A 12,738-nucleotide genomic window follows, 5' to 3' on the forward strand; every position below is an offset into this window, starting at 1 on the left:
CCATGACCACACAAAGCACGATAGATAAACTGATTGAAATGCGCCTGACTTCCATGTCAGATGCATTCCGCACCCAGATGGAGGACCCCAGGATGAAAGGGATTCCTTTTGAGGATCGTTTCGGGATGCTGGTGGACATCGAATACAGCAACCGTAAAAGCAACAGCCTGAAACGCCTGATCCGCAATGCCGGGTTTGACCAGCCGGAGGCATACATTGGAGATATCAACTATACTTCCGGGCGCAAGCTGAACCGGTCTTTGATTGAGCGGCTTGCAACCTGTGAATATATCACAGAGCATAGGAATCTCTTTATTACCGGCGCTACCGGAAGCGGGAAAACCTATCTGGCCTGTGCGTTTGGGATGGAAGCCTGCAAGCAGCGCTACAAAACGAAATATGTCCGGCTTCCGGATCTGCTTCTTGAACTGGAGCTGGCACGTAATGACGGTACATACAAAAAAGTTCAGGCGAAATATGCCAACCCAATCCTGCTGATCATTGATGAATGGCTCCTGCTGAAACCCACGGAATCGGAACAGCATGATATACTGGAACTTCTCCACAGGAGACGCAGGAAGTCATCTACCATCTTCTGCTCTCAGTATGATTCCAATGGCTGGTATGATCAGCTGGGTGGTGATGACAGTCCTCTGTCGGAAGCAATCCTGGACCGCATCAAGCATGACGCATATAAGATCAACATCGTTCCAACCGATCCTGCGAATTATCGATCTATGCGGGAGGTATATGGATTAGATCCAGCCTTAAGCGAGTGAACTCGCAGGTAACAATCAATTAAGTGCGGTATCTCTGTTCCGGAACAGCGGTTTCCTGCCGCTGGATTGGCGGTATCCGTTCCTCCGGAACAGCGGTACTCCCGCACAAGAATATCCATCTCGTGCTGCCCGATGTACAAAACCAGCACGGAAAGGAGATTCCATGAGCTATCTTATCAGTTTTTTCGTGTCTGTCATGGCCGATGTTGCCGCGTAGCGTCAAAAGATGGATTGACAAGCACTGAGTCGTGACAAAATAAAAAAAGTCGCTGTACTGCAATACAGCGACCTTTTTTGGTGCGGCCGGGGGGATTCGAACCTCTGGCCTTTGGAGTCGGAGTCCAACGCTCTATCCAGCTGAGCTACGACCGCACATGTATGAAAATCGTCGCTGGGACGAGATTCATCGTATAAAATTGTGAAAATCGGGTTGGTGGTCAATTCGTGGTCAGTCTACCGCGAACCACCGGGTGATGTGCCTGCTTTTTCACGTTATGCCGAGCAATTTCTTGCCGACTACCTAACGTGCCACAGTTGTCGGAGTCCAACGCTCTATCCAGCTGAGCTACGACCGCACATTTATGAAAATCGTCGCTGGGACGAGATTCATCGTATAAAATTGTGAAAATCGGGTTGGTGGTCAATTCGTGGTCAGTCTACCGCGAGCCACCGGGTGATGTGCCTGCTTTTTCACGTTATGCCGAGCAATTTCTTGCCGATTGCCTAACGTGCCACAGTTGTCGGAGCCGAACGATCTATCCAGCTGAGCTACAACCGCACATCATATATCGCGGCGTTACCACCGCTGAAACATATCTACTATACCACATTTCCGGGGCAAATGCAATCACCCGGTAAAACTTTTCTCCCTCTTGCCTATTAAAAGTCCATGTGTGACAAAAGAAAGATCCTGTTTTCTTATAACTATACCTTATATAATGCTTAATGCTGCAAAAGTTCTGCAAATGCCGCCCCCACGGATGCTCAGTGCCGGGTGTTGCGCTGCCAGATAGCAAACAGGCCGTCCAGAATCAGGGTGTCACGATATTCAATGGGGGTCTCGCAGGCATCCCGGATGCTGGCGGGCAGGGTACCAGTGGCGATGACCGGAGCCTCGGGCGCATGGAGCTCCGCCAGGATCTTGGCAGCCATGGCATCCAGAGTGGCAGCGGTGCCATTTACCATTCCGCTGTGCAGGCAGTCGGTGGTGTTGGTGCCCAAAAGCCGTTTTGGGGTGCTTTCCAGGGCTACCTGAGGCAGCTGTGCCGTGTTCTTGACCAGGGCGGCCAAAGACAGCTGGGGACCCGGCAGGATCATCCCGCCCACCAGGCTGCCCTCCTTGTCCACGGCCAGCAGGGTGGTGGCGGTATCCATGTTCATGACCAGCAGAGGCGGCTTGTGTCGCCGCAACGCGCCCACTACCGCACACAGCAATTCGGCCCCCAGCTGGGCCGGATTGTCCATCCGGATGCGCACACCGCTCTTCAACCCGGGCCCCACTTCCATGATGGGGGCCTGGGTCATTTTCTGTAAGGCTTCCCGCAACCGTCCGGTGAGCACCGGCACCACGCTGGCCAGAATAACCGCCTCCATGTCCGCAGGTCCGGCCCCGTACAGGTCCAGCATGCTGATGATTTTGTAGCACAGCTCGTCAGAACTGAGGGATGTATCCGCGTACAGTCGGGACGAGAACGCCAGCTTGCCGTCCAGCGCATAAGCGCCGAAGGTGATATTTGAGTTGCCGATATTCAATGCCAACAGCATGGAAGAGCCTCCTTATAGAAAAGGAAGCCGCCGCCGCCTTTTCTTTCTACCGTAATACTACTATAATCAGACGGAAAAAGCAATTCAAGAGGGGATAAATCGGCATTTGGAGAGCAAGGTAAAAAATGTCGAGAAAAGTGTTGACAAATCGGATTTCGCATGGTAATATAAATAAACCGTTTCGCGAGAGACGGAATGGCGCTGAAAGATATTCGTAAAGATTGTCGAAAGCTTCAAAAAAATCTCAAAAAAAGTGCTTGACAAAAAGAACTTTGCGAGATATAATAAATAAGCTGTCCCGCTGAGGGCGGCGCCACGCAGGACCTTGAAAATTGAACAAACCTGAAACTTGTGGAACCTTACAGTGTTTGGAAAAAACACTTTAATCAATTCCAAAAAACAAGTAATTCAACAGGACGCAAGCGATTGTGTCTGAGAAATTACAGTGATTTAACACTTTGTAAGTGATTAAATACCATTTATAAAGAGTTTGATCCTGGCTCAGGACGAACGCTGGCGGCGCGCCTAACACATGCAAGTCGAACGGAACTTGAGAGAGCTTGCTTTTTCAAGTTTAGTGGCGAACGGGTGAGTAACGCGTGAGTAACCTGCCCTGGAGTGGGGGACAACAGTTGGAAACGACTGCTAATACCGCATAAGCCCACGGTGCCGCATGGCACAGCGGGAAAAGGATTTATTCGCTTCAGGATGGACTCGCGTCCAATTAGCTAGTTGGTGAGGTAACGGCCCACCAAGGCGACGATTGGTAGCCGGACTGAGAGGTTGAACGGCCACATTGGGACTGAGACACGGCCCAGACTCCTACGGGAGGCAGCAGTGGGGGATATTGCACAATGGGGGAAACCCTGATGCAGCGACGCCGCGTGGAGGAAGAAGGTTTTCGGATTGTAAACTCCTGTCGTACGGGACGAATCATGACGGTACCGTACAAGAAAGCCACGGCTAACTACGTGCCAGCAGCCGCGGTAAAACGTAGGTGGCAAGCGTTGTCCGGAATTACTGGGTGTAAAGGGAGCGCAGGCGGACCGGCAAGTTGGAAGTGAAATCTATGGGCTCAACCCATAAATTGCTTTCAAAACTGCTGGCCTTGAGTAGTGCAGAGGTAGGCGGAATTCCCGGTGTAGCGGTGGAATGCGTAGATATCGGGAGGAACACCAGTGGCGAAGGCGGCCTACTGGGCACCAACTGACGCTGAGGCTCGAAAGCATGGGTAGCAAACAGGATTAGATACCCTGGTAGTCCATGCCGTAAACGATGATTACTAGGTGTTGGAGGATTGACCCCTTCAGTGCCGCAGTTAACACAATAAGTAATCCACCTGGGGAGTACGACCGCAAGGTTGAAACTCAAAGGAATTGACGGGGGCCCGCACAAGCAGTGGAGTATGTGGTTTAATTCGAAGCAACGCGAAGAACCTTACCAGGTCTTGACATCCGATGCATAGTGCAGAGATGCATGAAGTCCTTTGGGACATCGAGACAGGTGGTGCATGGTTGTCGTCAGCTCGTGTCGTGAGATGTTGGGTTAAGTCCCGCAACGAGCGCAACCCTTATTGCCAGTTACTACGCAAGAGGACTCTGGCGAGACTGCCGTTGACAAAACGGAGGAAGGTGGGGATGACGTCAAATCATCATGCCCTTTATGACCTGGGCTACACACGTACTACAATGGCGTTTAACAAAGAGAAGCGATACCGCGAGGTGGAGCAAAACTCAAAAACAACGTCTCAGTTCAGATTGCAGGCTGCAACTCGCCTGCATGAAGTCGGAATTGCTAGTAATCGCGGATCAGCATGCCGCGGTGAATACGTTCCCGGGCCTTGTACACACCGCCCGTCACACCATGAGAGCCGGGGGGACCCGAAGTCCGTAGTCTAACCGCAAGGAGGACGCGGCCGAAGGTAAAACTGGTGATTGGGGTGAAGTCGTAACAAGGTAGCCGTATCGGAAGGTGCGGCTGGATCACCTCCTTTCTAGGGAGTCAGACGTAAGAGATAAGCTGGTCTTACCTCTTACGGACAGGTAAGCAAATTTCAGGATTGTTCAATTTTGAAGGCCTTGCGGAAGCCTCTTGAGAGGTTTCTGAAAGATCTTCAGCATAAGGGCAGCGAAACCCGAAACGCTGGAAAAGCGCGGGGGTATAGCTCAGTTGGGAGAGCACCTGCTTTGCAAGCAGGGGGTCAAGGGTTCGAATCCCTTTATCTCCACCATCCGGGCTGATAGCTCAGCTGGTTAGAGCACTCGGCTGATAACCGAGAGGTCGATGGTTCGAGTCCATTTCAGCCCACCACCGGATGCTCCGGTGACGGGGCGTCCCAAGAGTCCTTATGTGGGTAGTTCGCTATCCGGTATGTACCTTGAAAACTGAATATAGAACTGCGAAACAAGATAACAGAAAGAAACAAGATAACAGAAATGTTATTACCCAAGTAAAATTATGTAAACTATAATTTCACCAAGCGGTAAAATCTTGTTGGCAAATGGAGAATCAATCTAAGGAAAACGGTCAAGCTAGAAAGGGCGCAAGGAGAATGCCTTGGCACTGGGAGCCGATGAAAGACGTGGTAAGCTGCGATAAGCCTTGGGGAGGAGCAAACATCCTTTGATCCAGGGATTTCTGAATGGGGCAACCCGGCGATGCTCATACATCGTCACCGTGCACTGAATTCATAGGTGTACGGAGGGAACCGCCTGAACTGAAACATCTAAGTAGGGCGAGGAAGAGACATCAACATGAGATTCCGTCAGTAGTGGCGAGCGAACGCGGAAGAGGGCAAACCGGAGGGAGAAATCCTTCCGGGGTATGGACTGCTTTTAGGACTGGAATGGTTAATCGAAGGGCATGGGAAGGCCCACCGAAGAGTGTGAGAGTCACGTAGATGAAAACTTGAACAGCTGCGCAGGATCCAGAGTACGGCCAGACACGTGAAACCTGGTCGGAATATGGGGGGACCACCCTCCAACCCTAAATACTACCCAGTGACCGATAGCGTATAGTACTGTGAAGGAAAGGTGAAAAGGACCCCGGGAGGGGAGTGAAATAGAACCTGAAACCTTGTGCCTACAAGCACATAGAGCCCGTCAACGGGTGATATGGTACTTTTTGTAGAACGGTCCGGCGAGCGATTGTACGTTGCGAGCTTAAGGTCTTCAGGACCGGAGGCGTAGCGAGAGCGAGTCTGAATAGGGCGTTCAGTAGCGTGCAATGGGCCCGAAACCGGGTGACCTACCCATGATCAGGCTGAAGTGAAAGTAAAATTTCATGGAGGGCCGAACCGACCTCCGTTGAAAAGGCGGCGGATGAATTGTGGGTAGCGGAGAAATTCCAATCGAACTCGGAGATAGCTGGTTCTCCCCGAAATAGCTTTAGGGCTAGCCTCATGTTAGATATCCGGAGGTAAAGCACTGAATGGCCTAGCGCCCGAGAGGGTAGCGAAGCCTATCAAACTAAGAATGCCGGAATATTGATGCATGGGAGTCAGACAGTGTGAGATAAATCTCATTGTCAAGAGGGAAACAGCCCAGATCTACAGCTAAGGTCCCAAATTGTATCTAAGTGGAAAAGGATGTGGAGATACGCAGACAACCAGGATGTTGGCTCAGAAGCAGCCACTCATTCAAAGAGTGCGTAATAGCTCACTGGTCGAGCGTCTCTGCGCCGAAAATTTAACGGGGCTAAGATACAAACCGAAGCTTAGGCTGCGTCGTAAGACGCGGGGTAGGGGAGCGTTGTGTACGCGGAGAAACGATAGCGTAAGCGGTCGTGGAGTGTACAGAAGTGAGAATGCCGGAATGAGTAGCGCGAATGCAGTGAGAATCTGCATGGCCGAAAGCCTCAGGTTTTTGGAGGAAGGTTCGTCCGCTCCAAGTTAGGCGGGAGCTAAGGTGAGGCCGAAAGGCGTAGCCGATGCACAGACGGTAGAGATTCCGTCCCCACCGAAAGATTTAAGCGCAGGGACACTTTTTGAAGGTCAGAGCCGGGTGTTGGTTCCGGTAGTGATCGAGGGAAAATTAGTACCGAAGTCTGGCTGGAAGAGAGGCGAGAAAAGCTGCGTGTATATCTAAGGTGCCCGTACCGCAAACCGACACAGGTAGGTAGGAAGAAGATTCTAAGGCCAACGGGAGAAGGGTTGTTAAGGAACTCGGCAAGTTGACCCCGTAACTTCGGAATAAGGGGTGCTCACGAGAGTGAGCCGCAGAGAATAGGCCCAGGCAACTGTTTACCAAAAACACAGGTTTGTGCTAAATCGAAAGATGACGTATACGAGCTGACGCCTGCCCGGTGCTGGAAGGTTAAAAGGAGATGTGCAAGCATTGAATTGAAGCCCCAGTGAACGGCGGCCGTAACTATAACGGTCCTAAGGTAGCGAAATTCCTTGTCAGGTAAGTTCTGACCCGCATGAAAGGCGTAATGATCTGGGCACTGTCTCAACAGCCCGCCCGGCGAAATTGTAGTACCGGTGAAGATGCCGGTTACCCGCGACAAGACGGAAAGACCCCATGGAGCTTTACTGTAGCCTAATATTGGGTTTCGGTGTTGCATGCACAGGATAGATGGGACACTGGGAAGCTAGGGCTTTGGCCTTAGTGGAGTGGCCGTTGGGATACCATCCTTGCGACATTGGAATTCTAACCTGCGCCCTTGAATCAGGGCGGGGGACATTGTTAGGTGGGCAGTTTGACTGGGGCGGTCGCCTCCTAAAGAGTAGCGGAGGCGTTCAAAGGTTGGCTCAGCATGGACGGAAACCATGCCAGAGAGTGCAAACGCAAAAGCCAGCCTGACTGCGAGACTGACGGGTCGAGCAGAGACGAAAGTCGGAGTTAGTGATCCGGTGGTATGTGAGTGGAAATGCCATCGCTCAACGGATAAAAGTTACCCTGGGGATAACAGGCTGATCTCCCCCAAGAGTCCACATCGACGGGGAGGTTTGGCACCTCGATGTCGGCTCATCGCATCCTGGGGCTGTATTCGGTCCCAAGGGTTTGGCTGTTCGCCAATTAAAGCGGTACGCGAGCTGGGTTCAGAACGTCGTGAGACAGTTCGGTCCCTATCTGTCGTGGGCGCAGGATATTTGAAAGGCGCTGTCCCTAGTACGAGAGGACCGGGATGGACGAACCTCTGGTGCACCAGTTGTCACGCCAGTGGCACAGCTGGGCAGCTATGTTCGGATCGGATAAACGCTGAAAGCATCTAAGCGTGAAGCCGACCTTAAGATAAGATATCCCACTGAGTCAATCAGGTAAGACCCCTTGAAGACTACAAGGTTGATAGGCACACAGTGTAAGCGGAGTGATCCGTTCAGCTAGCGTGTACTAATAGGTCGAGGGCTTGACCCCATTTTCTTAGAGTACTTCATTTGCCAAGCAGTTCGATATTCAGTTTTGAGGGTATATACCTCAAGAAAAGAGAAGCATAGCCGATAAAGGTCATGCAAATGGCCGGTGTCGATGACGGTGAGGATCCACCTGTTCCCATTCCGAACACAGAAGTTAAGCTCACTCGTGCCGAAGATAGTTGGCTGGAGACGGCCTGTGAAAATAGGTAGATGCCGGCTTCTCTTGAAAACAGCAGCCTCCGGGCCGAGCCATAGGCCCGGTCCGGAGATTGCTTTTATATGCGCCATTAGCTCAGTTGGTAGCGTTAGTAGCCAATACTAAAGCTGCGAACGAGAGTGAAAGTGCAAACAGGGTTTGACGCTGTAACGCGGAAAATCCTCATACGCGCCATTAGCTCAGTTGGTAGAGCAACTGACTCTTAATCAGTGGGTCCTGGGTTCGAGTCCCCGATGGCGCACCAAAGAAACGCCTTGCTGGAAAGCAGGGCGTTTTTCATATTGATCGATATTGGGAGGATTGGCACAGAGTGCCGGTCCTCCCTTTTTTCATGTAAACCAGACGAATATAGTATGTTAACGCTTCGAACGTGTCTACAAGGTGGAGGCAGAATTATATCATGAAAATTGGAACTAAAATTCGTCTAATCCGTCAACATCGCCACATGACGCAACGGGAGTTAGGTGCGCGGATTGGACTGGGAGCGAGTGGGGCAAATCGTATCGCTCAATATGAGATAGGGTATCGAACTCCAAAACGTAACCTGATTAAGAATATAGCTCACGCGTTGAACGTGCCGGAAACAATTCTCTCCATAGAAGAAAATGAATCGTTGCAGACGTTGCTTCGTCAGCTATTATGGTTGGATCAAGAGGATTGCGCCCTCATTGAATTCATTCCGGTAAACGAGGAAAAATGCCAACTCCCTTGCACTTGCAATCCATTAGCATTTGAGCACATTGCGATTGTAGTTCACAACCAGGCATTCCAGAATCTTCTCACAAGATGGAGCAATGAGAAAACATTCCTTTTAGGCGGCATTATTAATCAGAACGACTATTTCGGATGGAAGATTGGTAAGCTATTGTAAATTTTTGAGTAATGGCTGAAAGATTTACTCGATTTGCTTCCTGCTTGCTTGTTGCACCTATTACCGTATGCTATAATGATAAAAACGTGCATGTTATGTACTTTTTTGTGCGTGAAGTATTCCTACTAAATTACAAGATATCTTAACTCACCTGGAATGTTAATCGAAAGGATATGGCATGAAAAAAGCTGCTGCTCTACTTGTGGCTTCTATCGTTCTTCTGATAAGCTGTACCTCGTGCGTTTCAACAGCATCAAGTAGCTCAGAAAATCCAAAGAGTTCGAACACTCCCACCATGAGCTCATCACAGAAAAACGAAACTGTCACCCTGTCCGTGTATCTGGAAGCCGTTTACACTGATGAAGAAGCGCATTTTCCCATCTACGAAAAATTAAAGGACTTCGAGGATTCTCATCCGGAAATTCATCTGGAATTTGTATCTCCTGTAAGTGGTGCCAGCGATCAAGCTGCACGAGAATCGGAGATCAACCAGCTGAATACTGAGATCATAACAGGTGGCGGACCCGATATTTTTCTGATGCAGACTTTGCGATTCACGGATGAGAATTTGTTCCCGGACGTTCAAAAAGCAATGAAGAATCACTCCTTTTTGAATCTTTCCGACTATGCAGATGCCAATTCATTTGACCCTGCTAACTACTATTCCGCGGTTCTTGCTACCGGGCAACTGGATGGCCAGCAATATATTTTGCCACTTTCTTTTTCGGTCCCTTTATTTGTTGGAGCAGAGAACGTTATCACAGAAAGTGGATTTCAACCGGATATAGCCTCAGCGAATCAAACAGCTTTTTTTGAGGAATTGTCCCGTGTCCTGAAGGAAAACGGCAAACAGGTCGAATATTCCTTGAGCTTGACAAACCTACTTGATCAACCGTTGATTGACTACCAGGAAGGCGCTATTCAGTTAGATACTGATGCTGTCCGTCAGGCTTTAACCATTGAAAAGGATTACACCACCCATCAGCTTAATTTTTTCAACAACTATGACTCGCAGCAGATTGATGCGTTAGCTGCGGGAACACCTTTTGGCCTTCTGGAAATGTCAGACATCGCGCTGGGAACCTTGCACCCCCTGGATACCAAAGGCATCGCCCCGTTTGTTCAAGGAATTCCCAACGAAAATGGCAGCATTACTGCAGAAATTTCCAGCTACGCAATGGCTAGTGCAGGCACACAATATCCAGAGCAGTGCGCAGAACTGCTATATTATCTGATGAGCGCTGAATGCCAGGATGCCGCTGCTTATCCCTGTACCACGGAAGAACTGCCTGTACGCCGCGACAGCACAAAGTCTTCGCTTGAAAATGAGCATCAGTTTCTTGTCTACGATGCTTCCAAGGAAAAGCTCTCCGAAGAGGACATTGCCTTTCGTGAGAAAACCTATGGTGGTAATCTGCAAGACACCACTGTGCAGAGCATTCAGTCTATTTGCGACCAAATAACATCCGCACATTTTCATACCATTTGGTACAGTGCATTGGAGCTGGGGCAGAGTGAAACGGGAGATGATATACTGACATCCTCCTTGAACGACTATCTCTACGGAGACACATCACTGGATGAATTGATTAACACGCTGACGCCCAGACTGCAGATGTATCTGGATGAATGAAAGGAATTCCATGAATTTCTTTGTAAAAAGTGGATCACTGTCCCGACAACGACATATCATAGGCTGGCTTTTACTAGTACCCATGCTTCTGGCCTTTATGGTCAATTATCTGCTTCCTTTTGTTATAGCGTTCATCCGCAGTTTTTACCATGGTATGGGGAATACCTTCGTGGGGATGGAAAACTATATAGAACTGTTGCAGAATCATACCTTCTTGCTGGCAATTCGTAATCTTCTGATTCTTTGGGCATTTGTCCTGCCTTTGAATCTTTGTATCGCGTTTCTTCTGGCATTACTGTGCCATCGTATCCACGGTGGTAGATCATCGGCTCTCTTCTTTTTACCCGCCGTTTTGCCAGCCGTCTGTGTGGTAGAAATTGTTTCCCAGTTGTTCGGAACTTCGCAGATCGATGGTCTGTTTTCCCTTTTACCTGCAGATTGGTCTACGGGACAAGTGGCTGGTATGGTTTTTGGCTGTCTCGTTCTTTGGAAAGGGCTTGGATATTCGCTTCTGATTCTAATAGTCGCGTTGGGCTCAATTCCGGAAGAATACTTGGAGGCAGCTGCACTGGAAGGGGCCTCTTATTGGCGAATTGTTTTTTCCATTCGCCTTCCTCTTACAGCCCCTTCTTTGGGAATTTGTGCCATCCTAGCTGTATACAATTCATTTCGCTGTTTCCGCGAAGCCTTGCTTTTGGGTGGGGCGCATCCTACAGAATCACTGTACAGTTTACAACATTTCCTGCAAAACAATTTCAGTAACATGAATTTTGCCAGACTGGAAGCGGCTTCTGTTTTTCTCATTGCCGTCCCGTTGTTCTTACTGGTATCCTTCTCCGCCCTTTGGAGATCCCGAGCCCGGAAAGGAGATATACAGCAGCGATGAAACATTCCTACTGGCACCGCCCGCTCTTCCGATTGCTTGTGCTGTTGTACGTTCTCCCCTGTGCAGCCTTGCTTCTCCCATTTGCAAAAGCCGGTATTCTTTCCCTTTGGGATAATTCTGTAAAACCTGAAACGACCTATTGGGCTTCCTACCTGAACACGTTCTTACTTGCTTCCGGGAATCTGCTGCTGCAATGGCTGGTCAATCTTCCCGCGGGCCTTGCACTTTCAAAAATGCTTCCGCACCACACTGCCCGAAAACTGCTCTATCTCTGCCTTTTGTTGATGCTTCTTCCGCAACAGGCGCTTATACTTCCGCAATATCTTTTACTGGATCGGATACATCTTTTGCACCACGCGGGCGGTGTCGTGCTTATGTCTGCTTTCCAGCCTTTCCTTGTTTTGCTGTTCTGGTTTGGCAGTGAGCAAATCCATTCCAGCCTGTTCGAAGCTGCAATCTGTGAAGGTGCCTCTACCCGGCAATGCTTTTTCCGGATTTATATCCCAATGCTTTCCCCCTACATACTGGCAGGTAGCCTATTATCGGTGGCTGAGAGTTGGAACATGCTTGAACAACCCATGACCTTTTTGCAGACAGATAGCCAGTTGGTATTGTCAACTTACTTTCTGCAACAAATAGGTGCCGACCCAAGCGTAACAGCTATACAAGCACTATTATCTGTGTTTCCGTTGCTACTGGTTTTTGCTTTTGCAGTTGCAAAGCTGCATAACCCAAATTCAATAGTATCTAGCGAAGAAAATTCTTTTACATTATAGTGGTCGTAAAACAGTAATAGGTGAAATTCTTGGAACAGGCATGATTTCGGTCATGCCTGTTCTGCTTTTATCAGTTCATCTACATTTCAGATGGGAAAGAGAAAGCAGGATTTTTTTAATGCCTTCGTAAATTTCCTCCTGATTCCTTTTGATTTCTTCAATGTCAGCTTCGTAGATGTTACCCGTTGTGTTGAGCTGTTTGGCAATTTGGTTTTCGCTGTTGGATATCCGTTTCATTTTGCAAGTCAACTCACGGAGTTCAGGCATATCCAAATTCACAACATACCCGTCGATTGCCATTTTGCGGAGATAGGCACTCATGTTGTTCGTTCCCATCTGTGCCATTTTCTGTTTTATCAGGTCAAGCTCTTTTTCGTCTACAAAAAACTTGACCTGTATCGGGCGTTGACGGGTTGGTGGTTTTCGTTTTTCAGTCATAAGATGATACCTTACATA

General features: G+C 49.2%; 7 protein-coding genes, 4 tRNA genes and 3 rRNA genes. 11 read left to right on the plus strand and 3 right to left on the minus strand.

The annotated features are described in order from the left end of the window. Nucleotides 1–2: 2 nt before the first annotated feature. The gene (locus AC127K_RS08500; RefSeq protein WP_302380986.1) at nucleotides 3–779 is read left to right on the plus strand and encodes an ATP-binding protein; all 777 of its coding nucleotides are present in this window, start codon (nucleotides 3–5) and stop codon (nucleotides 777–779) included. A 295-nt stretch (nucleotides 780–1,074) separates the two neighbouring features. On the opposite strand, the gene AC127K_RS08505 is transcribed toward AC127K_RS08500, so the two are convergent. After that, nucleotides 1,075–1,151 (minus strand) — tRNA-Arg (locus tag AC127K_RS08505). Nucleotides 1,152–1,763: 612 nt separating this feature from the next. Beyond that, nucleotides 1,764–2,543: a type III pantothenate kinase gene (locus tag AC127K_RS08510; RefSeq protein ID WP_483720231.1), complete on the minus strand. Its 780-nt coding sequence runs from the start codon at nucleotides 2,541–2,543 to the stop codon at nucleotides 1,764–1,766. 478 nt (nucleotides 2,544–3,021) lie between these two features. Between AC127K_RS08510 and AC127K_RS08515 the strand changes: the two genes are divergently transcribed. The 10 genes from AC127K_RS08515 (at nucleotide 3,022) to AC127K_RS08560 (ending at nucleotide 12,282) form a co-directional block, all read left to right on the plus strand. After that, nucleotides 3,022–4,536 (plus strand): 16S ribosomal RNA (locus AC127K_RS08515). Between the two features lie 161 nt (nucleotides 4,537–4,697). Continuing rightward, nucleotides 4,698–4,773 (plus strand) — tRNA-Ala (locus AC127K_RS08520). Nucleotides 4,774–4,776: 3 nt separating this feature from the next. After that, nucleotides 4,777–4,853 (plus strand) — tRNA-Ile (locus tag AC127K_RS08525). A gap of 214 nt (nucleotides 4,854–5,067) precedes the next feature. Continuing rightward, a 23S ribosomal RNA gene (locus tag AC127K_RS08530) occupies nucleotides 5,068–7,900 on the plus strand. Nucleotides 7,901–8,001: 101 nt separating this feature from the next. After that, nucleotides 8,002–8,118: ribosomal RNA gene (rrf, locus tag AC127K_RS08535) — 5S ribosomal RNA — on the plus strand. Together the 16S, 23S and 5S rRNA genes with 3 tRNA genes alongside form the textbook arrangement of a ribosomal RNA operon. A 166-nt stretch (nucleotides 8,119–8,284) precedes the next feature. Then, nucleotides 8,285–8,360, plus strand: a tRNA-Lys gene (locus tag AC127K_RS08540). Nucleotides 8,361–8,516: 156 nt separating this feature from the next. After that, nucleotides 8,517–8,987: a helix-turn-helix domain-containing protein gene (locus AC127K_RS08545; RefSeq protein ID WP_483720232.1), complete on the plus strand. Its 471-nt coding sequence runs from the start codon at nucleotides 8,517–8,519 to the stop codon at nucleotides 8,985–8,987. Nucleotides 8,988–9,165: 178 nt separating this feature from the next. Continuing rightward, on the plus strand, nucleotides 9,166–10,620 hold the full coding sequence (locus AC127K_RS08550; protein WP_483720233.1) for an ABC transporter substrate-binding protein: 1,455 nt from the start codon (nucleotides 9,166–9,168) through the stop codon (nucleotides 10,618–10,620). A 10-nt stretch (nucleotides 10,621–10,630) separates the two neighbouring features. After that, complete coding sequence (locus AC127K_RS08555) at nucleotides 10,631–11,506, plus strand: carbohydrate ABC transporter permease (protein ID WP_483720234.1); 876 nt, start codon at nucleotides 10,631–10,633, stop codon at nucleotides 11,504–11,506. Beyond that, the gene (locus tag AC127K_RS08560; RefSeq protein ID WP_483720235.1) at nucleotides 11,503–12,282 is read left to right on the plus strand and encodes an ABC transporter permease family protein; all 780 of its coding nucleotides are present in this window, start codon (nucleotides 11,503–11,505) and stop codon (nucleotides 12,280–12,282) included. The genes AC127K_RS08555 and AC127K_RS08560 overlap by 4 nt, the downstream gene beginning before the upstream one ends. Nucleotides 12,283–12,357: 75 nt before the next feature. On the opposite strand, the gene AC127K_RS08565 is transcribed toward AC127K_RS08560, so the two are convergent. Continuing rightward, nucleotides 12,358–12,720 carry a plasmid mobilization protein gene (locus AC127K_RS08565; RefSeq protein WP_204647964.1) on the minus strand — a complete coding sequence of 121 codons (363 nt, stop codon included), beginning with the start codon at nucleotides 12,718–12,720 and terminating at the stop codon, nucleotides 12,358–12,360. Between the last annotated feature and the right edge of the window lie 18 nt (nucleotides 12,721–12,738).

The organism is Subdoligranulum sp. DSM 23681, from assembly GCF_057005535.1.

What these genes read in the sequence shown, in the direction of transcription:
- AC127K_RS08500 (WP_302380986.1), top strand. Translation starts at nt 3, where the DNA reads ATGACCACACAAAGCACGATAGATAAACTGATTGAAATGCGCCTGACT.
- AC127K_RS08510 (WP_483720231.1), bottom strand. Translation starts at nt 2,543, where the DNA reads ATGCTGTTGGCATTGAATATCGGCAACTCAAATATCACCTTCGGCGCT.
- AC127K_RS08545 (WP_483720232.1), top strand. Translation starts at nt 8,517, where the DNA reads ATGAAAATTGGAACTAAAATTCGTCTAATCCGTCAACATCGCCACATG.
- AC127K_RS08550 (WP_483720233.1), top strand. Translation starts at nt 9,166, where the DNA reads ATGAAAAAAGCTGCTGCTCTACTTGTGGCTTCTATCGTTCTTCTGATA.
- AC127K_RS08555 (WP_483720234.1), top strand. Translation starts at nt 10,631, where the DNA reads ATGAATTTCTTTGTAAAAAGTGGATCACTGTCCCGACAACGACATATC.
- AC127K_RS08560 (WP_483720235.1), top strand. Translation starts at nt 11,503, where the DNA reads ATGAAACATTCCTACTGGCACCGCCCGCTCTTCCGATTGCTTGTGCTG.
- AC127K_RS08565 (WP_204647964.1), bottom strand. Translation starts at nt 12,720, where the DNA reads ATGACTGAAAAACGAAAACCACCAACCCGTCAACGCCCGATACAGGTC.